Source organism: Burkholderia lata (genome assembly GCF_902499025.1).
Lineage (GTDB): Bacteria > Pseudomonadota > Gammaproteobacteria > Burkholderiales > Burkholderiaceae > Burkholderia > Burkholderia lata_C.
Map to the genome: position 1 here is coordinate 43,535 of NZ_CABVPW010000021.1, position 24,890 is coordinate 68,424.

6 protein-coding genes are annotated in these 24,890 nt (G+C 67.9%); all 6 read right to left on the minus strand.

Translation table 11 applies throughout. The features are described from left to right. Nucleotides 1-3 precede the first annotated feature (3 nt). Nucleotides 4-13,416, minus strand: coding sequence for a non-ribosomal peptide synthetase/type I polyketide synthase (locus BDI24065_RS21390; RefSeq protein WP_175032954.1), 13,413 nt, complete (start codon nt 13,414-13,416; stop codon nt 4-6). Beyond that, on the minus strand, nt 13,413-16,736 hold the full coding sequence (locus BDI24065_RS21395) for a type I polyketide synthase (protein ID WP_175032955.1): 3,324 nt from the start codon (nt 16,734-16,736) through the stop codon (nt 13,413-13,415). Before BDI24065_RS21395 ends, BDI24065_RS21390 begins: the two co-directional genes overlap by 4 nt. After that, nucleotides 16,733-21,148 (minus strand): beta-ketoacyl synthase N-terminal-like domain-containing protein, encoded by a 4,416-nt coding sequence (locus BDI24065_RS21400; protein WP_175033027.1) that lies wholly within the window; start codon nt 21,146-21,148, stop codon nt 16,733-16,735. Before BDI24065_RS21400 ends, BDI24065_RS21395 begins: the two co-directional genes overlap by 4 nt. 196 nt (nt 21,149-21,344) lie before the next feature. After that, a complete protein-coding gene (locus BDI24065_RS21405) occupies nt 21,345-22,331 on the minus strand; it encodes a TauD/TfdA family dioxygenase (RefSeq protein ID WP_175033028.1) in 987 nt (328 codons plus the stop codon). Between the two features lie 76 nt (nt 22,332-22,407). After that, nucleotides 22,408-23,718 (minus strand): diaminobutyrate--2-oxoglutarate transaminase family protein, encoded by a 1,311-nt coding sequence (locus BDI24065_RS21410; protein WP_175032956.1) that lies wholly within the window; start codon nt 23,716-23,718, stop codon nt 22,408-22,410. A 206-nt stretch (nt 23,719-23,924) separates the two neighbouring features. Further along, nucleotides 23,925-24,875 (minus strand): UDP-glucuronic acid decarboxylase family protein, encoded by a 951-nt coding sequence (locus tag BDI24065_RS21415; RefSeq protein ID WP_175032957.1) that lies wholly within the window; start codon nt 24,873-24,875, stop codon nt 23,925-23,927. Nucleotides 24,876-24,890 lie beyond the last annotated feature (15 nt).

Genomic DNA, 24,890 nt, shown 5'->3' on the forward strand with positions numbered 1-24,890 from the left:
TCCTTAGAATGCGCTGAGTTCGATGGTGGGCTGGCGGGCGTCGGCGTGCAGCGCGCGTTGCCCCAGGGTCAGGTTCCGGATGCGAACGCCCGGATCGGCAAGCACTTCGCCGATGACGGACGTCAGTTCGTTGGCGAGGCCTTGCACCAGGGCCTCGCTGAACCGCCCCGCGTGATAGACGACGCGGATCGCGAGGCCCTCGGCGCGCGGTTCGGCCAGGAACCAGAAGTCCGTCGCGGCTTCCGTGTCCGCGCCCTGCGGGTCGTGGTCCGGCAGCTCGGCGATGTGCACTTGTCCCGCGTAGCGATCGACGGGGCCCTGTTGCTGGTTCTGCAGCGTCAGGCCGATGTCGAAGAGCGGGTTACGCCCGGCAACGCGCTTGATGTGCAGTTCGTCGAGCAAGCGATCCAGCGGATACAGCGGGTGCGAGAACGCTTCGAGGGTCGTGTCCCGCACCCGGGTCAGCAGCGTGTCGAACCGGTCGTCGCCCGCGACACGATCGCGCAGCGCCAGCACGTTCAGGTAGGGGCCGACCTGCGACTCGAGTTCGGGCAGCTCGCGGCCCGCGACCGGCGTGCCGACGACGATGTCCTCCTGACCGGAACGGCGGTAGAACAGCGCCTTGATGGCGGACAGCAACGCGATGAACAGGGTCGCGCCGTGGCGCTTGCCGAGCGATTCCAGCGCCGTCGTCTCGGCGGCGGGCAGTTCGAATCGCCAGGATTTCCAGCTCGGCGCGGCCGGCTGCTCGACGTCGCCCGGCAGTTCCAGCGCGCGCAGGCCGCCGCCCAGCCGGGTCAGCCAGTAGTCCTTCATGCGCGCGCCGTCCGGCCCGGCAAGCAGGTGGTTCAGCCAGCCGGCGTAATCCTTGTACTGGATCGCGAGTGCGGGCAGCGGATTGTCGCGACGCTGGACGAATGCGTCATAGAGTGCGGACAGGTCGTCGAGCAGTACCTCGGTGGACCAGCCGTCGCTCACGATGTGGTGCATCGTGCAGATGCAGACGTGACGGATTTCGGAGAGCCTGAGCAGCTTGACGCGGAAGAGCGGGCCGGTCGCGAGATCCATCGGCACGAGCCGTTCGCTCGCCTGGATCGACATCGCCTGGGCATCCCGGTCCTCGGCATCCTGCAGATCCACGACCTCGACCGGGAACGCGGCCTCGCCGGGCGGCAGCACGTGCTGGACCGGCTGATTGCCTTCCAGCACGAAACGCGTGCGCAAGATCTCGTGACGCTCGCTCAACGCGCGGAACGCCCGCACGAGCGCGTCCACGTCCAGCACGCCCTCGAACAGCAGGGACGTGGGCAGCGGCCCGCCGGCTTGTGCCGCATGGAGACGATCCTGGACCCACAGCCGCGTCTGGGCCGGAGAGAGCGCGTAGCTTGCCTGCACCGGCAGCGGCGTCACCGGCGCGTAATCGATCGGCTGCGTATCGGCGATGCGCTTCGCGAGGCTCGAGATGGTGGGGAGTGCGAACAGGCTGCGGATTTCCAGCTTCGCATGCAGATCGCGACGGATGCGCGCGACGACCTTCGTCGCCAGGAGCGAATTGCCGCCCAGCTCGAAGAAATTGGCGGTCGTGCTGATCCGCGCCTTGCCGAGCACTTCCTGCCAGATGGCCGTCAACTGCGCTTCGAGCGCGTTGACGGGCGCAACGTGGTCCAGGCCGTCGCCGGGTTCGGGCAGCCTGGCGCGATCGAGCTTGCCGTTGGGCAGATGCTCGAACGCAGTCACGACGACGAACGCGGAGGGCACCATGTAATCCGGCAGCTGCTGCCGCAGGTGGCCGCGCACCGCTTCGACCAGTTCGGCTTCGGGATGCGGCGAGCACAGCCATCCGACCAGTCTCGCGCCGTCGTCCACGCCGCGCAGCGCCACGACCGCGGCATCGACCAGCGGGTGCGAAGTCAGCACCGCCTCGATTTCGCCGGGTTCGATGCGCAGGCCGCGGAGCTTGATCTGGTGATCGATGCGGCCGAGGAACTCGATATTGCCGTCGGGGCGGTAGCGCGCGAGATCGCCGGTGCGGTAGAGGCGCGCGAGCGGGTCGGCGGAGAACGGGTCGGCGATGAACTTCCCGGCGCTCAGTTCGGGTTCGCCGTGGTAGCCGCGCCCGACCGGCGTGCCGCCGATCAGCAATTCGCCGGCCACGCCGATCGGCGTGGGTTGCATCTGCGTGTCCACGATATAGAGGCGGGTGTTGGCGATGGGCCGGCCGATCGGGACGATGCGGTGCGGGTCGTCGCGCCGGCATTCCCACGCGGTCACGTCGACGGCGGCCTCGGTCGGGCCGTAAAGGTTGTACAGCTTGACGTCCAGGCGCTCGAGACAACGCTGCTGCAGGTCGTGGGGCAACGCCTCGCCGCTGCACACGACGCGGCGCAGCGACGCGCAGTGCGCGTCGAGGTCCGGGTGGTCGAGGAACGCGCGCAGCATCGACGGCACGAAATGGATCGTGGTGATCCGTTCGCGCTCGATGAGCTCGACCAGGTAGTCGGCCTCGCGCTGGCCGCCGGAGCGGGCGAACACGAGGCGCGCACCGGTGACGAGCGGCCAGAGGAGCTCCCAGACCGAGACGTCGAAGCTGAACGGGGTCTTCTGCAGCACGGCATCGTCGGCGTCGAGTGCGTAGGCGTGCTGCATCCAGAGGATGCGGTTGGTGATCGCGCGATGGGTGTTGAGCGCGCCCTTGGGCCGGCCGGTCGAGCCGGACGTGTAGATCATGTAGGCGAGGTTGTCGCCGTTCAGCGCGGGCGTGGGATTCGACACGGCATCGAGGTCGAGATCGAGTTCGCCGTTATCGACGACGATCAGGCGGGCGTCGGTGTCGGGCAGCGCGGCGCGCAGATGCTGCTGGGTGAGGAGCCAGCGCAGCTGCGCGTGGTCGATCATGAAGCGCACGCGCTCGGCGGGGTAGTCGGGGTCGACGGGGACGTAGGCGCCGCCGGCCTTGAGGATCGCGAGCAACGCGACGCTCATGTCGAGTGAGCGCTCCATCGCGACGCCGACGAGGGCGTCGGGGCCGACGCCGAGCGCGATGAGGTGGTGGGCGAGGCGATTGGCGCGCAGGTTGAGTTCGGCGTAGGTGAGCGCCTGGTCATCGAAGACGGCAGCGACGGCATCGGGCGTGCGCTCGACCTGCTGTTCGAACAGGCGATGCAGCGGTTGCGCGGCGGCCTCGCCGAAATCCGTGTCGGTTTGGTTCCACTCGACGGTCAGCAGGTTCCGCTCCGCATCGCCCGACAACGGCAGCCGGGCAACGGCGGCCGACGCATCGTCAGCGAGACGCGTCAGCAGGGTCCGGTAGATGTCGAGGAAACGCTGCACCGTGCTCGCGTCGAACAGGTCGGTGTTGTAGTCGCAATCGATCAGGAGTGCCTGCCCCGCGTCGAGCACGTTGACGTTCAGGTCGAACGCGGTATGGCGGATCAGCGGCGCAACGAGGCCGACCGTCAGGCCGGGCAGTTCGGGCAGCGCCGACACGGGTTCGAGGTTGAAGACCGCCGAGACCAGCGGCGCGGCGTTGAGATCGCGCTGTGCGCCGATTTCGCGGACCAGCTCGGCGAACGGGTAATCCTGGTGCTCGAGCGCGTCGAGCAGGTTCTGCCGGGTGCCGGCCAGGAAGCTGGCCACGGTGGCCTGCTCCGGCAGCGTGGAGCGCAGCGGCAGCAGATGCGTGCAGTAGCCGGCGAGGCGATCGCTGCCGGCCACGGAGCGGCCGGTCACCGGGATGCCGGTGACGATCTCTTGCTGGCCGGCGACGCGGTGCAGGAACAGATTGAAGCCCGCGAGCAGCACCATGTAAAGCGTGCAGCCGTTCTGACGGGCCGCGGTGCGCAGCGTCGCGGCCGCCGCGGCGTCCAGATGCAGGGACACGCGCTCGCCGTGAAACGTCTTCACCGCGGGCCGCGGGTAGTCCACCGGCAGATTCAGCGGTGCGGCCTGGCGCGCGCATTGCGCCAGCCAGTACTCGCGATTCGCCTTCGTTTCCGGGCTGTGGCGCTGGCCGTCGAGCTGCTTCAGGTACGCGCGAAACTGCAGCGGCGCCGCCGCCGGCGCCGCGCCGGCATACGCGCGGGCCAGATCCTCGAGCAGGACGCCGAACGTCGAGCCGTCACAGATGATGTGATGGGCCGTCATCACCAGCAGGTGACGCTCGCTGCCCAGGCGGACGAGCGCGGCCCGAAAGAGCGGACCGTTCACGAGATCGAACGGCTGGCGGCTTTCGTGGTCCCGCCACGCGTCCGGGTCCGTGTCGACCAGCGGAATCTGAAGCTTCAGCGACGGATGCACGATCTGGCCCGACCCGTCCGCCATCACCGTGGTGCGCAGCGCCTCGTGCCGATCGACCAGGCTCTGGACGGCCGCGCGCATCGCGGCTTCGTCGAGCCGGCCGTTCAGTTCGAGGGTGGTGTTGACGTTGTAGGCGAGCGACCCTTCGGGATCGATTTCCGACAGCACCCACAGCTGGCGTTGCGCTTCGCTCAGCGCGGCCACCGTGCCGTGTTTCGAGTGCGGCCGGATGAAACCGCCCCGGCGCAGGTCGGCGACGCTGTCCTTCACCGCCCGGATGAAGCGGTCGATATCCGCATCCGTATGCGCGGTGGACAGGAAGCAGGTGCGCCATTCCCAGATGTAGATGCCCTTTTCGAGCATGTGATAGAAGAACAGGTCGAGGTTCTCGGTGAATTCGAAGCGGAACATCGAGCCGAACCACGTGACCTTGATCGGCGCCTCGGCCTCCACGAAGAACGCATTCAACGTGTCGGCGATTTGCGCGGTCCGTTCGTTGAGCGCGGCCTGCAGCGCCGGGCCTTCCTGTTCGATCTTCTCGAGCACGGCCAGCGCGGCCGCCATCGCAAGCGGATACTGGCAGAAGGTGCCGCCGAACGCGGTGCGGTCCGCGGCGGGGAACGAGTGGTCGCCGTAGGTCCACATGCCGCCGTCGATGGCGTCCATGAAGCGGCTGGTGCCGGCGATGACGCCCAGCGGCAGGCCACCGCCGATGATCTTGCCGTACGTCGCGAGATCGGCCCTGATGCCGAACATGGCTTGCGAGCCGCCCGGATGGACGCGGAAGCCGGTGATCATTTCGTCGAAGATCAGTGCGACGCCGGCCTCCTCGGTGATGCGACGCAGTTCCTTGAGGAACGCGACGGGCTGCAGCGAAGGGTTGCGGCTCTGCACCGGCTCCACCATCACGGCGGCGAGGGTCGACGCCATGCCGCGAATGGCCTCGAGCGCGGCGTCGCTGCCGTAGTCGAGCAGGATCATGTTCTCGACCGAGCCGAACGGCACGCCGGGGGCGATGGTTTCCGTCACGCCGTCCGCGTTCGCCGCGGCGAGCGTGCCGTCGGCATGCCCGTGATACGAATGCGTGAACATCACGATCTTGTCGCGCCCGGTCACGGCGCGCGCGAGCCGCATGGCGGTCATGACGGCCTCGGTGCCGGTGTTCGAGAACGCCACGCGATCGAGGCCGGTCACGCGGGCAAAGCGCGCGGCCACGTCGCCGACGAGGCTGGAGCGCGCGCCCAGCTCGAGCGGGCGCTGCCATTCGCGGGTGACCTGGTGCTGGATGAAATCCGGCGTGTGGCCGAACAGATGCACGCCGAAGCCCATCGTGAAATCGATGTACTCGTTGCCGTCGATGTCCCACAGCCGCGAACCGGCCGCGCGATCGCCGACGATCGGATACAGCATCTCCTTGGTCGAAAAGCGGAAGCCGACCGTGGCGCGGCTGTCGGCCAGCACCGGGCGCGACGCCTGCACCGAGTCCTTCGATTTCCGGGTGCGCGTCGTGTAGCGCACGATCAGCGCTTCGAGATGCTCCTGCTGCACGGCGGACAGGCCGCGCGCCCGCTGCTGGACCGGGCTGCCCCACGGCATCATCGGCTTCGGCGGCGGATTGTCGGCCGCGGGCGCCGCAGCAGCTGCAGGCGCGGGCTTCGCTGCGGGCGCGGCGGCCGGGGCCGCGATCGCGGCCTTGGGTGCAACGCTCGTCGTGCTCGCGACGGCTTGCGCGGCGGCCGTCGCCGGCCGGACGCCGGCCTGGCCGGTCAGCGACGTGCGCAGCAGGTCCATCTGCTGGCTCATCACGTGGGACAGCAGCTGATTCTGCTCCCGCAACACGCGCTCGACCGTGGAGCCGCCTTCGGCCGGCACCCATTCCACCGGGGCGGCGGCGAGCGGCGCAAGCAGCTCCGCGGACGGCGCGACCGCGACCGCCGCCGTGGACGGCTCTGCCACGGCCTCGGCTTCGGTCGGCGCGACGGCCGCCGGCAGGTTGTCCGCGACATACTCGGCGAGCGCCTGCACCGTCGCCAGGTCTTCGAAGAAGCGGCGCATGGCCAGCTTCACGCCGTACTCCGCCTCGATGTGCCGGATGGCCTCGATCAGCACGATCGAGTCGGCGCCCATCTCGAGGAAGGGCAGTTCGATGTTGATGGTGGCGGGATCGGCCTGGATCAATTCGCCGATCTTGCCGCGAAGCCATTCGAGAACCTCGCCGCTGCGATTGTGCGTCGGTGCGACGGCGATGGGTGATGCGCTTGTCTGAGTCATGGACATGTCCGCTTTCTGGAACCAGGTACGGCTGCGTTGGAAGGGATAGGACGGCAATGCGACGCGCGCGGGCGCGGGTGTTTCGGTCGGGGCCCAGTCGACATCGACGCCGCGGGCATACAGGCTCGACAGCGTTTCGATCAGCGCTTGCTGCTCGACTTGCGGCCGCTGCAGGGCAAGGAACTGGATCCCGGCGTCCGGCGCACAGCACGCGCGGGCCAGGTTGACGAGCACCGGCTTGGGGCCGATTTCGACCAGCACGTTGAAACCGGCTTCGGCGAGGCGCTCGACGCTGCTCGCGAACTGCACCGGCTCCCGGCAGTGGCGGCGCCAGTACGTGTCGGTGGGCGCGTCGTCCATCACGGCGCCCGTGAGATTCGAATAGAACGGGATCGCCGGGCGTGCGACGGGCACGGCTTTCGCCGCGGCCTGGAAGCTGTCCAGCATCGGCTCGAGCAGCGGCGAGTGAAACGCGTGCGACGTATTGAGCGGCACGGACCGGATGTCCCGCGCGGCGAACGCGTCGACCAGCATCGCGATGCGCTCGCGCTTGCCGGAGATCACGATGCTCGCCGGACCGTTGACGGCCGCCACCGCGACCTCGTGCGGCCACGCTTCGATCGCGCGCTCGACCGTGGCGAGGTCGGTGAAAATGGCCGCCATCTCGCCGTCGCGGGGCAACGCCTGCATCAGCCGGCCGCGTTCGGCGATCAGCCGCAGGCCGTCTTCCGGCGAGAAGACGCCGGCCGCGCAAGCCGCCGCGTACTCGCCGACGCTGTGGCCCATCACGGCGTCGGGCACCACACCGAACGACGCCAGCAGCGTGCTGAGCGCGTACTGCAGCGAGAACAGGGCCGGCTGGCTGTAGCCGGTCTGGTGGATGTCCTCGCCCTGGGCCGACAGCACCTCGAGCAACGGCTTGTCGAGCAGCGGATCGGCCACCGCGCGGCAGCGGTCGATGGCGTCGCGGAACACCGGGTACGCGTCGTACAGACGGCGGCCCATGCCGGCGTATTGCGAGCCCTGGCCGGTGAACAGGAAGGCCATCTTCACGCGGGGGGCGGGTTGCGCCGCGCCGGCGGGTTCCTTCGCGTGGCATGCGCGCAGCTTGTCGATGGCGTCGTCGAGCGACGTCACCGGCAGCGCCAGCCGATGCGCGAAATGCGAGCGGCCGTTCGCCGCCGAAAACGCCACGGCCGCGATGTCGAGACCGGGTTCGGCTTCGAGCCGCCGCTGATAGCGCCCGACCAGCTCGCGCAACGCCGCAGGCGTCTTGGCCGACAGCACCAGCGGATGCACCTTGTGCTTGGGCGGCGTCACCGGCCGCGCCGGCGCGGGCGCTTCTTCGAGCACCAGGTGGGCATTGGTGCCGCTCGCGCCGAACGCGCTGACGCCGGCTCGCCGTGGCCGCTCGCCGCGCGGCCACGCGCTCGCCTCGGCGCAGACCTCGATGGGCAGCGCGTCCCATTGCACCAGCGGGCTCGGCTGGCGGAAATGCAGGTGGGCGGGCAGGCGGTCGTGGTTCAGCGACAGCACGACCTTGATGACCCCCGCGATGCCGGCGGCGGATTCCGTGTGGCCGATGTTGGTTTTCACCGAGCCGACGCGCAGCCGCCGGCCCTCGTCGCGGCCTGCGCCGAACACCGTCGCCAGCGCCTGCAACTCGACCGGATCGCCCAGCGGGGTGCCGGTGCCGTGCGCTTCCACGTAATCGATGGACGCGGCGGGAAGCCCGCCCAGCGCCTGGCGGATCACGGCTTCCTGCGCACGTCCGTTCGGCGCGGTAAAGCCGCTCGACGCGCCGTCGTGGTTGACGGCCGAACCCCGCAGCACGGCCAGCACGCGATCGCCCGCGGCGAGCGCATCGGACAGGCGCTTGAGCACCAGCGCGCCGCAGCCTTCGCTGCGCACGAAGCCGTCCGCGGACGCGTCGAAGGTCTTGCAGCGGCCGTCCGGCGCCAGCGCCCGCGTGCGCGAGACGGCGATGGAGTTGTCCGGCGACAGGATCAGGTTCACGCCGCCCGCGATGGCGAGATCGCACTCGCCGCTGCGGAGATTCTGGCTGGCGGTATGGATCGCGGTGAGCGACGACGAGCAGGCGGTATCGATCGCCATGCTCGGCCCCTGCACGCCCAGTCCGTAGGAGATGCGGCCGGCCGCCGTGTTGAGCGGATTGCCGGTGAAGAAATAGCCGTCGATGCCGCTGCCGCCGCCGTTGCGAAGCTGCAGGTTCGCGTAATCGTTGGTGGTGATGCCGACGAAGACGCCGGTCCGGCTGCCCTTGAGACGATTGACCGGAATGCCGGCATGCTCCAGCGCTTCGTGACTGACTTCGAGCAACAGGCGCTGCTGCGGGTCCATCGCGGCTGCTTCGCGCGGCGTGATGCGGAAAAACGCCGGATCGAACTGGTCGACGTCGTCGAGGAAACCGCCGAAGCGGCAATACATCCGTCCCGGCGCATCCTGGTCGGGATCGTAGTACGCGTCGATGTCCCAGCGCTCGCGCGGCACTTCGGAGATCGCATCCACCCCGTCGTTCAGCAGATTCCAGTAGGCGTCGAGATCGTGCGCGGCGCCCGGAAACCGGCAGCTCATGCCGACGATCGCAATCGGCTCCGGCGTGCCGGCCTCGCGGGCCTCAATGGCCTCGATGGCCGGCGCGATCGGCCGCGGCTGAGGCGGCACGGCTTGTGCCGGTGCCGCGTGCGCGTCCGGCACGGTGCCGGACGCCTGCTCCGCCAGGAAATCCGCGAGGGCGTTGACCGTCGGATGGTCGAACAACAGTGCGACCGACAACGGGATACCGAGCGCATTTTCGAGGTGCGTGCGCACGTCGAGCGCCATCAGCGAATCCATGCCCATCTCGAAGAAGCCGAGATCGCGATCCAGCGTCCCCGCGTCGTAGCCGAGCACCTGGGCAACCGCGCGATCGATGCTGTCCGCCAGCAGGCGCTTTCGCTCGCGCGGCGATGCGTCGCTCAACGCCGGCATCGCCGGCGCGCTCGGCGGGCTTCCGGCCACGCGCACGCGGTCGAGGAACGGCTTGGGTCCGCGCGCCTCGTAGGAGCCCTGGAACAGCGCCAGGTCGATATCGACGACCGCGACCTGGGGCACGGCGGGGAGGCGATTCAGCACGTCGAGCGCGCGATCCGCCGCCAGCGACCGGATGCCGACGCGCCGCAGCAGCGCTTCCGCCTCGGGGAACGTCATGCCGCCTTCCGCCCAGGGCCCCCAGTTCACGCTCAGCGCCGGCAGGCCCTGGCCGCGGCGATGATGCGCGAGCGCGTCGAGGAAGCGGTTCGCGGCACTGTAGTGCGCCTGCTCACGCGAACCCCACGCGGACGCGATCGACGAAAACAGGATGAAGAAATCGAGCGGGAAGTGCTCGCTTTGCTGATGGAGCAGCCACGCACCGGCGACCTTCGGTTGCAGGACCGCGTCCAGTTCCTCGCGCTCGACCTGCATGATCGGCTTGTAGCCGACGATGCCGGCCGCGTGCACGATGCCCCGCAGCGGCACGCCGTCGCGCCGGAGCGCGGCGAAGAAATCGGCGACCGCCGCGGGGTCGGCGATATCGAGGCGCTCGCAGCGCAGCGATACGTTCCGCTCACGCAGTTCGGCGATCGCCCGTTGGCTTTCGTCGCTCGCGGCCCCTTGCCGGCCGACCAGGATCAGCGTGCGTGCGCCGCGCGCCGCCAGCCACCGGGCGGTGTGCAGCCCGAGTGCGCCGAACCCGCCGGTGATCAGGTAGGCCGCGTCCGGGTCGACCGGCAGCGCGGCGGTTTCGGCTTGCGCGAGCGGGCTCAGGCGCGCGACATGGCGCGCGCCGTGCCGCAACGCCACCTGTTCCTCGCGGCGCTCGCCGAGCATCTCCTGAAGCAGCGTCTGCGTCTCGTCCTCCGGCGCGGCCGGATCGAGATCGATCGCGGTGCCGAACCATTCCGGATGCTCGATCATCGCCCCGCGTGCCAGGCCCGACAGCGCAGTCTGGGCGAGCCCGGATACGTGCGGCGCTTCGCCGGCTTCCACCGCGTCGCGCGTCACCACCGAGATCCTGGGCTGGGTCGAAGGCGTCCACTCGCGCTCGCCGCCGACCAGCGCGTGCACGAGATGCAGCAGGGCAGCGGACATGCGCGTCGTGCCGACGGCTTCGTCCAGCGCCCATAGAAAGACGATGCGCAGGCCGGGGGCGGCGGTCTCGTTCAGCAGGCGGACGAAATCGTCCGGCCGCTCGGGCGCGACCTGCCAGCCTGCTTCCACGTCGGCGACATAGTCGAGGCCGGGGCGGACCAGCGAGCAGGATGCGCCGCGCGCGCGCAACAGTGCCGCGAGCCGCTCGCCGACACCGCTCGCGTCCGCGAAGATCAGCCACGGGGACGCGTCGGCGGCGACCTCTGCCGCCGGCAATGCGGCTTGCTGCTCCCACACCACGTGATAGAGCGAATGTGCGTTCGACGCGGCGGTTTCGGCGGGGGCGAATGCAGTCCTGAGCAGTTCCGGAAACGCGTTCAGCACGTCTTCCGGGTACTTGCCGGACGACTTGAGGTGCCGCACCGCTGCGTCGATGCTGCCGGCATCCATGCCGACGACCGGCGACTGGATCTTCTCCAGACTGAAGCGCTGCCGCTCGAACGGGTAGTTCGGCAGGGTCGTGGCGGGCTGGGCAGGCGCCGGGAACAGCGCGCTCCAGTCGAACTGCCCGCCCTGTACGTACAGCGCCGCGAGTGCGTGCTCCAATGCATCGCCCGCACAGGGTTGCGGCAGCCAGCCGTCCGCGAGTCCCTCAGGCGTGCGCGGTGCTTCGGCTTGATCCGACGCCCCGGCCAGCTGCAACCAGTACTGCGGGTGGGTCACCTCGTCGGTCACTTCGGCGCCGAGACAGCCGGAAATCAGGCGGACCGACGGCCGAGCGAACGGCATGTCCTGAAGCACCGCGCGCAACGCTTCGGCATCCGGGCGGGCGGCCACGAGGCGCAACGCGTCGGCAACGCTCACGACGCCCGCCACGCAGGCCGCGACATATTCGCCGATGCCATGGCCCGACACGGCGGACGGGCGGATGCCCCATCCCTTCCACAGTTCCGCCCACGCGTACTGGATCGCGAAGCGGCCCGCGTCGGTCTCGAGTGCCTCCAGTGGCACCGAGCAACGCGCGAACGCGTCGCGGAACAGCGGTTCCGACGCGTGGAGCGCGCGCGCGACGCCGGTGTCCGGCACGCCGAACGTGAAGCCCATGCGCAACGCCTTGCCCGTGCGCGCCGCTGCCGCCGACGGTTCCCTCACGCCCGATACATAGGCCGCGCGAAACGGATAGTGATTCCGCCCGGTGGCGGCGGCGCGGCAGATGGCGGCCAGCTCCTGCGGCGTCGCGCCGGCGATCGCGTGCTCGTAGCGTTGCACGAGCGCCGCCAGCGCCGCTTCGGATCGGGCCGACAGCAGCAGCAGCGCGCGCTGCGCGGCGTGCGCCGGCGCGACGGGCGGTTCCTCGACGATCGCGTGCGCATTGGTGCCGCTGAATCCGAACGCGCTCACCCCGGCGATGCGCCTGCGTTCCCCGCGCTGCCACGCGACCGGATCGGCCGCGACGCGGATCGGGATGTCCTGCCACGGCGTATGCGGATTGGGTTGCGTGAAATGCAGGTGCGCCGGAATCCGGTCGTGCTCGAACGACAGCAGGACCTTGATCAGGCCGGCGATGCCGGAGGCCGACTCCAGATGCCCGATATTGGTCTTCACCGAACCGATCACGAGCGGCTCGCCCGCCGCGCGCCCGGGGCCATAGACGCCGGCCAGCGCTTCCACCTCGATCGGGTCGCCGAGGGACGTCCCGGTACCGTGGGCCTCGACATAGGAGACGTCGCCGGGCGCGAGGCCGGCCTGGTTCAGTGCGCGGCGGATCACCCGTTCCTGCGAATCGCGGCTCGGCACGGTCAGCCCGCCGCCCGCGCCGCCCTGGTCGACCGCCGTGCCGCGCACGATGCCGAGCACCCGGTCGCCGTCGGCGAGCGCGTCGGCGAGGCGCTTGAGCACCACCATGCCGCACCCTTCGCCGCGCACGTAGCCGTCCGCCGCCGCGTCGAAGGTCTTGCAGCGTCCGTCCGGCGACAGCATGCGCGCTTGCGAGAAACTGACCATGACCTCGGGCGACAGCATCAGGTTGACGCCGCCCGCGAGCGCCATGCCGGTTTCGCGCGAGCGCAGGCTTTCGCAGGCCAGGTGCAGGCACACCAGCGACGACGAGCAGGCGGTATCGATCGCCATGCTCGGGCCGGTGAGGCCCAGCACGAACGACAGCCGGCCCGCGGCCATGTTCAGTGCGCTGCCCGTGCCGGCGTAGCTGCTCGACGGCATCGACGCATTGGACACCTGGATCGCATGGTCGAAGCAGGTGATGCCGACGTACACGCCGGTGGCGGACTGCCGGAAGCGCTCGGGCGCGAGATGGGCGTTCTCGAGCGCCTCCCACGCCACTTCGAGCAGGAGCCGCTGTTGCGGATCGAGGTAAGTCGCTTCGCGCGGCGCGATCCCGAAGAACGCCGCGTCGAATTGATCCACGCGTTCGAGAAAGGCACCGTGGCGGGTCGCCATCTTGCCGGGCGCGGACGGATCGGGGTCGTAGTAGCGATCGATGTCCCAGCGTTCGCCCGGCACTTCGGTGACGGCATCGCGCGCGCCATCGAGCAATTGCCAGAACGCGTCCGGCGTATCGCTGCGGCCGGGGAAGCGGCAAGCCATGCCGATGACGGCGATCGGCTCGTTGCGGTCCGAACGCAGCGCCGCGATTTCCGCGCGCCGCAGGCGCAGTTCGTCGAGTGCGGCTTTCAGTGCATGCGTGGCCTTGGCGTTCATTGGGCGCCGATCTCCTGGGCGATCAGTTCGGAAAGGTCGTCCTCGTCGAGGTCGTCGGATGCTTCGTCGACGACCGGCGCGGGGAGCGACGGCGACAGTTCGTTGAGCACGTACTGGGCGAGCGCTTGCAGGTTCGGATAGGAAAAGAACAGCGTCGCGCGAAACGGTCTTCCGAACACCTTGGTGAGGCGATCGGTCAGTTCGAGCGCGACCAGCGAATCCAGGCCGAGATCGAGCAGCGATCGCTCGGGCGCAACGGCGTCGGGGCCGGAAAGACGCAAGGTCTCGGCCAGCATCGTCGCGAGCGTGTCGGTGATGAGTTCGATTCGCTCGCGCGGTGCGCACGCATGCAGCTGTCGCAGCAATGCGGTCTCCTGCTGCGCAGGCTGCGCGGCCGGTTGCGCCAGCTCGGAAAACAGCGCGGACCCGGCGGCCGGCGCATCAACCCGGAACAGGGTCGGCCAGTCGATTTGCGCGACCCCGGACTGGGCGATGCCGGACGCCATCAGCCGTTCCAGCGTCGCGATGGCCAGTTCGGGCGGCAGCGTGCCGACGCCGAGCGCGCCCAGCTGTTCGTGCGCGCGCCGTCCGTAGTCGGTGGCGGCGTGGCCGATCTCCGCCCACGGCCCCCAATTGACGCTGAGCCCCGGTTTCCCCTGCGCGCGCCGATGCTGCGCGAGGGCGTCGAGGAAGCTGTTCGCCGCCGCGTAGTTGCCCTGGCCCGGCATCGTGATCAGCGCGGCCATCGACGAGAACAGCACGAAATGGTCGAGCGGCAAGTCGGCCGTCAGCTCGTGCAGATACCAGGCGCCGTCTGCTTTGCCGCTGCCGGCGCGATGGAAGAAGTCGTCGTCCTGGCGCGTCAGCAGCGCATCGTCGAGCGCGCCGGCGAGGTGAAAGATCCCTTTGAGCGGTGGCATCGATTGCCCGATTTCACCGAGCGCCTGCTCGACGTCCTCGCGACGCGACAGATCGGCGCGAATGAACCGCGCGTCGAGCGTGCGCAGGATTTTCCCGGCCGCGGCGGAAGGTTCGCCGCGCCCCAGCAGCACGATTTTCCCGGCGCCGTTGTCGGCGAGCCAGGACGCGAGCCGCAGGCCGAGCCCGCCGAGCCCGCCGGTCACCAGATAGGTCGCGTCAGGATGGAACCGGATCGGCCGGTGGCTGACGAATTCGCGATTGTCGCGGGCGATGCGCGCGACGTAGCGCTGGTCGCGGCGAAACGCGATCATGTCTTCACGGCCGCCAGCCTGTACCGCGTGCGCGATGTCCGCCGCCGACGGCTGCGCGGGATCGAGATCGACGAGCCCGCCCCACAGCGCCGCATGCTCCACTGCGATCGCCCGGCCCAATCCCCACAGCGGGGCCTGCGCCACCGCGATCGATTCGCCATCCAGAACATTCATCGCGCCCGACGTCACCAGCCACAGACGCGCCTGCCGGGCCGACGGCGCGCGCGATGCAAGCGCCCTGACCAGGTGCAGCACGCTCGCGCTGGCACGCCGTCTCGCCGCGATGTCGGCGGGCGCGAGATCGAGACTCCACAGGTGGATGACGCCCTTCAGCGGGCGGTCGGGCGCGGGCAGTTCCGGCGTCGCGTCGGCGAAGCGCAGCGTGCATTTATCGCCCGCGCTTTCCAGCAGGGCCGACAGCTGTGCGCCCACGCCGCCACGGTCCGCGAGAATCAGCCACTCGCCATGCGCCGAACCGGCGGTTGCCGTGTCGATGTTCGACGGTCTCCAGACGCGTTGATAGAGCAGCGCGGCGAAGTCGTGCCGCTCGACGGCGCGCCCCGCGCGCACATGTTGCAACCGCAGTGCATCGATCTCGATCAGCAGTCGCCCCGCCGGGTCATGGACGCGGATATCGCCCTCCAGCGCGCCGTGTCCGACCGGCTTGCGCAGCGTGGCGTGACTCCATGCGTCGGTCGACGACGGCGGCTGATGGACCCGTACCGCGCCGATCGAGCTGGGCAGGTACAGGTCGCCCGACTCCAGCGCGTCCGGATCGATGGCGGCGGCGAGCACGCGGCTGCACGCGTCGAGAAAGGCGGGGTGGACCTGGTATTGCGACGACGCCAGCGCGTCGGCCGGCAGGCTGATTTTCCCCAGCGCCTCGCCGGTCGTGCGCCAGATCTGCTGGATCGCGTCGAACACGCCGTCGATCTGCACGCCGTGCTGCCGGATTTCGCCGTTGAAGTCCGCGCCCGACGTCGTTCCGGTGCAGCGGGCCTGCACCTCGGCGGCATCGAATCGCGCCGGCGCGGCGGGTCGCCTCGGGGCGCACATCTCCCGTAGTCGACGCAACTGCGGAAGATTGCCGAGGATCAGCTCGACCGGCGGACCGAAATCGAGCAGGCAGGCCACTTCATCCACGCCGATCGACTCGAGATCCCGCACCAGTTCGACGCAGGTTTCCGGCGTGCCGATGAGGCCGCGCGATTGCGCGAAGCGTTCATAGAGAAACTCGACGAACTCGTCCAGTTCGCGCGCGCCCATCGCGCGCACGTCGACCGACTGGCCGCGACTCTGCGCCAGCCCGTTCAACAGCCCGATATTGCTGCGGATGTAGTTGCAGAACGGCACACGCGCCTGTTCGCGCGCCTGCGCCGCATCGTCGCCGACGAACGTGTGCAGCATCACGGACACGGTGCCGGCCGCCGGATCGAAGCCATGCTTCGCGCGCGCCTCGCGGTAGATGGCGATCTTGTGCGCGAGCTGGTCCCGATCCTGGTCGAGCACGTGGGTCAGCAGGTTGGCGCCGACTTCGCCGGCGCGCACGAACGTCTGCGGATTGCTCGCGGCCGTCACCCAGACGGGCAGTTCCGGCTGCACCGGCGTCGGATAGACGCGCAACCGCACCGGCTTGCCGACGCCGTTCGTCGCATCCAGCGTGCCGCCGCGCCACAGATGCTGGACGGCGCGCATCGTGGTCAGCATGTCATCCTGCCGGCTCGCATATTTGTCCGGGGCGAACACGAAATCGTCCGGATTCCATCCGGAGGCGAACGACACGCCCACGCGGCCGTTCGACAGGTTGTCCACCATCGACCATTCTTCCGCGATCCGGATCGGGTTGTGCAGCGCTGCGACCACGCTGCCCGCGACCAGCTTCACGCGTTGGGTGGCAGCGGCGAGCGCGGCGTGCAGGACGGCGGGATTCGGGTACAGCGAGCCGAATTCGGTGAAATGGCGCTCCGGCACCCAGACGCTGGAGAACCCGTTCGCATCGGCGAAGCGCGCGCTCTCCATCACGAGCTGGTACTTGTTGCCGGACAGCGCCTCTTCACTGCTGGCGAAGAACATCAGGCCGAATTTCATGCGTGGCTCCGATCCGATTCGTGAATTTCGGCACTCGCGCACATCTGCCATGTCGCGGCGGCGCGGGTGTCCTCGATCCGGTGATAGACGGCAAACGAAAACGGTCCCCAGGACCGGCGGCTCAGCACGGTCTGCACGGTGCGCGATTCATGCGGATGCAGCGGCAACGGCGCATGCAGTGCGAGGTCCTTCAAGGTCGTATGGCCGGCGGCGCCGATTTCCGTCGTTGCCGCCAGTGCCATTTCCACAAAGGCGGAATAGGGCAGGACGGGCGCCCCCTTGACGCGGTGACCGCCGAGAAAGGTGGTCGCCGGCGCATCGAGCCGCGATTGCCAGATCCACGTGGCCGGCGCATGCGCGTGCTGCTCCATGAGGCGCCCGAGCAACGGATGCCGAGGCGCACGCGGACTGATCCAGAAGCCGCGACGTTCGAACGGGTAGGTCGGCAGCGCGAGCCGGCGGCGCGGCGCGTCCTGTTCCACGGCATCCCAGTCGATGGACGCGCCGCGTACGTAGAGCGCGGCGAGCGTGTGCAGGATCGTGTCCCACGCGGCCGTGTGCGCGCCGATTTCGATCACGATGCCGGGGTGTCCCGCCGCGCCGCCGTCCGGCGCCTGCGGCACGTCCGCCCACGACGCCGCGGCGCGATGCCCGTCGCCGGTGCTGCTGACGGCACCCGGCGTGACGCCGAAGGACATCCACAGTTGCGCAAGCGCGCGCTGGAATGTCGTGAACCCGGCTTCGGCGGGGACGAGCCCGGGCGCCTCGGATTGCCGCTGCATCAACGCATCGAAAGCGGGGCAGGCCGAGCGCAATTGCCGAACCGCGTCGGCGCTGCCGCCGTCGTCGGCACAAAAGTGGAATGTCACCGCAGTCGGTGTTTCCGCAGGCTCGCCGGACGAAACGGCATCCAGTTGCGAACGCAACGTATCGAGACTCGATGCGACGATGGCCGCCCGCCGCGTGAAGTGGGTGCGCCCGGTATTTGCCGTGAACGCGACATCCCGCACACTGGCCTCGGGATGCGCGTCGAGATAGGCCGCATAGGACGCGGCCAGCGCCTGCAACGCGTCGGGCGTGCGCGCGGAGAGCGTCACGACGCGCGCCGCGGGCGCCGCCGGGTCGGCTTCGATCTCTGCGGGCCGTGGCGCTTCGGACAGGATCATGTGCGCGTTGGTGCCGCCGAAGCCGAACGAGCTCACGCCGGCCAGGCGCGGCCCGTGTTCCGAATGCCAGGGCGTGACCTGCTGCGGAATACGGAAGGGCGTGCCGTCGAGCGCGATTTCCGGATTGATCGACCGGAAATGAAGGTTCGGCGGAATGGCGCGATGGTGTAGCGCAAGGGCGGTCTTGATCAGGCTGGCGATGCCCGCCGCCGACTCCAGATGGCCGATGTTGGTCTTCACCGAACCGATCCAGCAGTGATCGTCCGGCCGGCGGGATTCACTCAGGACGGCCGCCAGCGAATTCAACTCGATCGGGTCGCCGAGCGGCGTTCCCGTCCCGTGCGCTTCGACGAAGCCGATATCGTGCGCGCGTACGCCGGCATCGCGCAGCGCACTGTGAATCACGGCCTGCTGGGCCGGGCCGTTGGGCGCGGTCAGGCCATTGCTGCGTCCATCCTGATTCACCGCCGAGCCGCGGATCACGGCGAACACGGTGTCGCCGTTCGCGAGCGCATCGTCGAGCCGCTTGAGCAGCACCATGCCCACGCCTTCGCCGCGCACGTAACCGTTCGCGGCCGCATCGAACGCCTTGCAGCGGCCATCCGGCGAAAGCATGCCCGCTTGCGTGAAGGAGTCGCTCAATTGCGGCGCCAGAATCAGGTTGACCCCGCCGGCCAGCGCCGCATCGGACTCGCCGCGCTGCAGCGCGCGGCACGCCTGATGAACCGCGACGAGCGACGACGAACACGCGGTATCGACCGCCCAGCTCGGGCCGCGCAAATCGAGCGTGTAGGAAATGCGGTTGGCGGCGACGCTGAGCGCATTGCCGGTCGCGACATAAGGGCCGACGTCCGCGACTTCTTCCTGCGCCAGCCGGATGTAGTCCGAATTACTGATGCCCACGATGACCGCGGTGCGTCCGCCGGCGAGACTGCGGGGCGCGATTCCCGCATGCTCGAACGTCTCCCACGCCACCTCCAGAAGCAGACGCTGTTGCGGATCCATCGATTCGGCTTCGCGGGCGCTGATGCCGAAGAATGCCGCATCGAACTGGTCGACCTGTTCCAGCAGTCCGGTGGGCGGAAGGTCGGCGGCGCGCTTCGTCGACGCGCCGACCGCGTCCCGGCCCTCCAGCAGAAGCTGCCAGAATGCGTCGGGATTGCCGGCGCCGGGGAAACGGCATCCCATGCCGACGATCGCGATATCCGCGCGTGCTTCGGCTGAACCGGGCGCCTGGTCCGGCACGGCATTCCCGGTGCCGCTCAAATGGCGCGCCAGCAGGGAAATGCTCGGAAAATCGTAGACGACGGTAGGGGAAACGGGCCGCCCGAGCCAGTCCTGCAACTCGCCCGAGAGCATGATGGCGTCCTTCGAATCGAGCCCATGGATGCTGAACGGCGCGTCGGGGTCGATCTTGCCGGAATCGATGCCCGACAGGCGCGAGACACGCTCGATGCACCATTGCACCAGCGCTTGCGTGTCGCGCGCCGCGGCCGTGGAGGGCGCGTACTCCGCGGAGAACGCACGCCGCCACTCGCCCGCGATCGCGAGCCCCTGTTCATCGAGGAATGCCTGCCTGATCCGGCTCCGCTGGATTTTTCCGCTGGACGTGCGCAGGATCGTGGCGGGCTTCAACAGGATCGCCGCATACAGATCGACGTCATGCGCTTCGGCGAGCGTGCGCCGGATCTCCGTGGCGACGGCTTCCGCATCCAGCGTGTTGAGCGCTTCCCGGCGCACTTCACATGCGACGACGACCCGCTCCGCGTTATCGACGTTGATCGAGAACGCCGCCGACGCATTGGGCGCCAGCGCGGGGTGGCTGCCTTCGGCGGATTGCTCGAGATCCTGCGGGTAGTGATTGCGGCCGGCGACGATGATGAGGTCTTTCAAACGGCCGGTGACGAAGAGGTCCTCGCCATCGACGAAGCCGAGATCGCCCGTGCGCAGGTAACGCGCGTCATCGCCAGCCAGCTTCGCGCGAAAGGTGCGCTCTGTTTCGTCGACGCGGTTCCAGTAGCCGACGCCGACGCTCGGGCCGGTCAGCCAGATTTCGCCGATCCGGCCGGGCGCGCAGCGCTCACCGGTGTCCGGATTCACGATCCGCAGGCGGTGCTCCGCCCAGGTCCGGCCGCATGAGACCAGCGCGTGGCGCTTGCCCGTGTCGCTTTTCGTCGCCACGCCGTGTGCCAGGTCGTCGGCGTCGTAGTCCGCGACGAGCGGCAGCGAGCGTGCCGGCTGACCGGAGATGAACAACGTCGCCTCCGCCATGCCGTAGACCGGGCGCATGGTGTGCGCGTGGAAGCCGCATGCGGCGAATGCGTGCGAAAAACGCGCCACCGACTCCGCGCGCACCGGTTCCGCGCCGTTGAATGCAACCCGCCAGCTGCTCAGATCCAGCTGCGCGCGGGCCTCGTCGGAGATTTTGCGCGCGCACAGGTCATACGCGAAATCCGGTGCGGCGCAATGCGTGCCGCGATACTTCGTGATGGCCTGCAGCCAGCGGATGGGCTTCTGCACGAACGCCGCGGGCGCCATCAGCACCGACAGCACACCGAGATAGATCGGCAGCAGCACCTTCCCGAAGAAGCCCATGTCGTGAAACACCGGGAGCCAGCTGACGAACACCGCCGACGCATCGGCATCGCTCGCCTCGGCGATGACCGCCATATTGCTCAGGATGTTCGCGTGGCTGATCATCACGCCTTTCGGCGTACCGGTGGAGCCTGACGTGTATTGCAGAAGCGCCAGCGTCTGCGGCGTGATTTCCGGTGCGCGCCAGTGTTCGGCCGGCGCGTCGAAGCGCTGGTCCGTCGGCAGGATCTTCAGTTCCAGCGTGTCGGAATAGCCGTCCGCGTGATGCGCGATGCCGTCGAGCGTGGCTGCGTCGGTCAGCGCGACGACCGGCCTGGCGTCGGCGACGATGGCCTTGAGACGATCGGCGGGACGATGCCTGCGCGGTGGATAGGCCGGTACGCCGATCAGGCCGGCGTACAGGCACCCGACCCATGCGCAGATGAATTCCAGCCCGGGCGGATAGACCAGCAGGACGCGATCGCCCGGTTGCGCGATGTCCTGCAGCCTGGCGGCGATGCCGCGAGCCCGCTTGTCCAGGTCGCCGAACGTGAGTCGAGTCAGTTCCGCTTCACCGTTCTCGAGAAAAATGAATGCCGTCTTCTCCGGTTCGACCTTGCCGCGAAACAACAAAATTTCTGTAACAGTCCTGAATTTTGTATCGAGAAGCATGCTCAACCTTCGTAGTCTTCTAAACGTTGAATATCTCAGGACCGTTTGTGGTGATCCTGCCAAGCTTGCTTCTTGAACTGGATTGTCTCGAAATTAGAGCATCGCTCTAACCCGACGTCTGCCCCGTAATCCAAGGACACGGCGTTTCGCGCACTGGATCAATACGACTTGTTATTGATGTGCACGCGCGCGCTCGCTAACGATCGGCGATTCCTTCGATGTCGGGAGCGTACGGGTCCAGCAGTGACACGACGACCTTGCGCTCGCCTTCGAACGGGTTGCGGCCATGCGCGAAGCGCATGTTGTCGACCAGCAGGACGTCGCCTCGTTGCCATGGAAACGTGATCGCGCATTCGCGGAACGCGTTGCGGATCTGCTCGATGTCGGCGAGATCGAATGGACTCCCGTCGCCATAGCAGGCATTGCGCGGAATTCGATCCTCGCCGAACAGGCTGACGATCGAACTGGCGAGCGATGCTTCCAGGTTCGAGATATGGAATAGATGGGCCTGATTGAAGAACACCCGGTCGCGGGTGACCGGATGGTAGGCCACACCCTGGTTGATCTGTGCGGTGCGTAACGTGTCGTCGTCGAGCCATTCGAGCTCGATGCCGTTGTCTGCGCAGAAGGCTGCAACCTGGCTGCGATCTCTGGTCTGGAAGACGGTTTCCCACGGAATGTCGACGTGCCGCCGGTAGTGCCTGACATAGCGGACCCGTTTCGCCTCGAAGCGATCCATGATGCGCGGTCCGATCCTGCGGCTCACCTCCCGCATGTCGGCAATCGGCGTTTCGCCGCCGGTCGTGGCCGGCGTCAGGCAACAGAATGCAACGCTCAGCGGCCAGCTGCGTTGATACGCGTTTTCGCAATGAAGGGCGATCGTCTCGCTCGGCGGATACTCGGTTGCGGTGAAGATGCCATTGCCGATCGAGGTGCGCGGCGTGGAGCGATAGACGTAGTCGGACTGATGGGCCGAAATCGCGTGAGCAAACGCTTCGAAGCTGCCCACGGACGAAACGTCGAAGCCACGAAACAGGAGTGCGCCATGTTCCAGAAGCCGGGATTCGAGTGCCGCCCGGTTGTCGTTCACCGCCTGCGTGATGTCGCGCCCGCTCGACACGGGCTCCAGCAGCCACGGAGAGCTTCCCTCGGCAAGCAGCTTGCGTTCCGTCATGCCCAGCATCGTCAATAGTCCTTTCCTTAACGTGGATCACGGCGAAACCGAACGGGTCGGTCTGCGCGGTCGCGCCGCGGTGCGGCTATGCACGGCAGGCCGTTTCCACGGCATGCTCGAAGCGATTGAGAATTTCGTGGATATCCGCTTCCGAAACGATCAGCGGCGGCAGGAACCGGAGTACCGCGCCGTTGCGGCCGCCGGTTTCGACAATGAGTCCGTTTTGCAGGCAGTTCCGCTTGATGGCTTTTGCCCGTTCCGCATGGGCCGGGCCGGTTCGGCCATGGGTGCCGGGCATGACGACTTCAACGCCGATCATCAGGCCGCGGCCGCGTATCTGGCCGAGACAGGGGAAGCGTTCGGCAAGCCCTTCGAGGCCGGCAACCAGGCGTTTGCCGACCCTGTCCGCATGCGCCGACAGATCCTCCCGTTCGACGATGCGCATGGTCGACAGGCCGGCCACCATCGCAATCTGGTTGCCTCGAAAGGTACCGGCATGCGCGCCGGGCGGCCAGGTGTCCAGGCGTTCGTCATAGACCACCACCGATAACGGATAGCCGCCGCCGAATGCTTTCGACAGCACCAGTACGTCCGGCCGGATGCCGGAATGCTCGATCGCGAACAGGGCGCCGGTTCGACCGAGCCCGGTCTGCACTTCATCGACGATCAACGGGATCTCATGCCGCAGCGTCAGCTCGCGCAACTCGATCAACCAGGTGTCGGGCGCAGGGATGCAGCCCCCTTCGCCTTGCACGACTTCGACGATGATGGCCGCCGGTTTCGTGATCCCGCTCTCGGGATCGGACAGGACGGTCCGGATGTAGTTGATGCTGAGTTGATCGGTCGCCGAGCCATCGGTGCCGAACGGGCAGCGAAAAGCATAGGGATAAGGCAGGAAATGAACGTCGCGTCCATTGCCGCCGGCCGACTTGGGCGTGAGATTGCCCGACGCGGCGAGTGCGCCGGCCGTCATGCCGTGGTAGGCGCCGTGGAACGCCATGATCGTCGGGCGGCCCGTATAGTGCCGGGTCAGCTTGATAGCCGCCTCGACACCATCCGCCCCGCTGGGACTGCAAAACTGGATCTTGCCGGATTCGGCGATCTTCCCGGGCAGGAGCGAGAACAGCTGCTCGACGAACGCGTGCTTGGCCGGCGTTGCCAGGTCGAGTGCCTGTTGCATTTGATCGGACGACAGAAACCGCATGACGGCTTCATTGACTTCCGGGTGATTGTGTCCGAGCGCGAGCGTACCCGCGTTTGACAGGCAGTCGATGTATTCCTGCCCGTCGGCGTCGCGTACGCGTATGCCCTTGGCATGGGTAAACAGCCGCGGGAAAGAGGTTGCGTAGGTTCGCGCCTTCGATTCGACCTGCTTCAGATACTCGAGTTTTTCCATGCGCGCAGATCCGGCTGGCGAGGCGGATTGATGGACACTGGCGCACGAGAATCGCTTCATCCTGGCCAATGGTGTAACGGTACGACCCGATTGGAGCATGCTCTCCCTGTCACGTCTGTCACGTAAAAATGGGACATCGGCAATGCGACGTCACCGCGTCATGCCATTGCCTTCCGATCATCGAAGCGTGGCTTCCGGACGCGGCGTCAGGCAGGGACGGTCGAGCAGAAATAATCGATGGTCCGCCGGAGCCCCGCTTCGAGCCCGATCGTCGGCTCCCAGTCGAGGTGGGTGCGTGCGAGGCTGATATCGGGGCAACGTTGTGTCGGATCATCCTTCGGCAGCGGACGGAATACGAGCCGCGACTTCGAGCCGGTCAGGCGCAAAATGATCTGCGCAAGTTCGCTGACCGCGATCTCGTGCGGATTGCCGAGATTGATCGGGCCGGTGAGTTCCGCGGGCGTGGCCATCATCCGGATCAAACCGTCGACCATATCGTCGACATAGCAGAATGCCCGGGTCTGGCTGCCGTCGCCATACAGCGTGATGTCCTCGCCGCGCAGCGCCTGCACGATGAAGTTGGACACCACGCGGCCGTCGTTGGGATGCATGCGCGGCCCGTACGTGTTGAAGATGCGTACCACCTTGATTCGCACGTTCTGCTGGCGGTGATAGTCGAAGAACAGGGTCTCCGCACACCGTTTGCCTTCGTCGTAGCAGGCGCGCGGCCCGAGCGGGTTGACGTTGCCCCGGTAACTCTCCGGTTGCGGATGCACATCGGGGTCGCCGTACACCTCGCTCGTCGAGGTTTGCAGAACGCGCGCATGCGTGCGCTTGGCGAGCCCCAGCATGTTGATCGCGCCCATCACGCTGGTCTTGGTGGTCTGCACGGGATCGAATTGATAGTGGATCGGCGAAGCCGGGCACGCGAGGTTGTAGATCTCGTCCACTTCCACGTACAACGGAAAGGTCACGTCGTGGCGCAGTGCCTCGAAGCTCGGGTTGCCGAGCAGCGCAGCCACGTTCTGCTTCGTGCCGGTGAAATAGTTGTCGACGCACAATACGTCGTGGCCGAGTTCGACCAGGCGCTCGCAAAGATGCGAACCGAGGAAACCCGCGCCACCTGTTACGAGGATTCGCTTTCGATTACGTTGCACAATGGCACTCCAAGT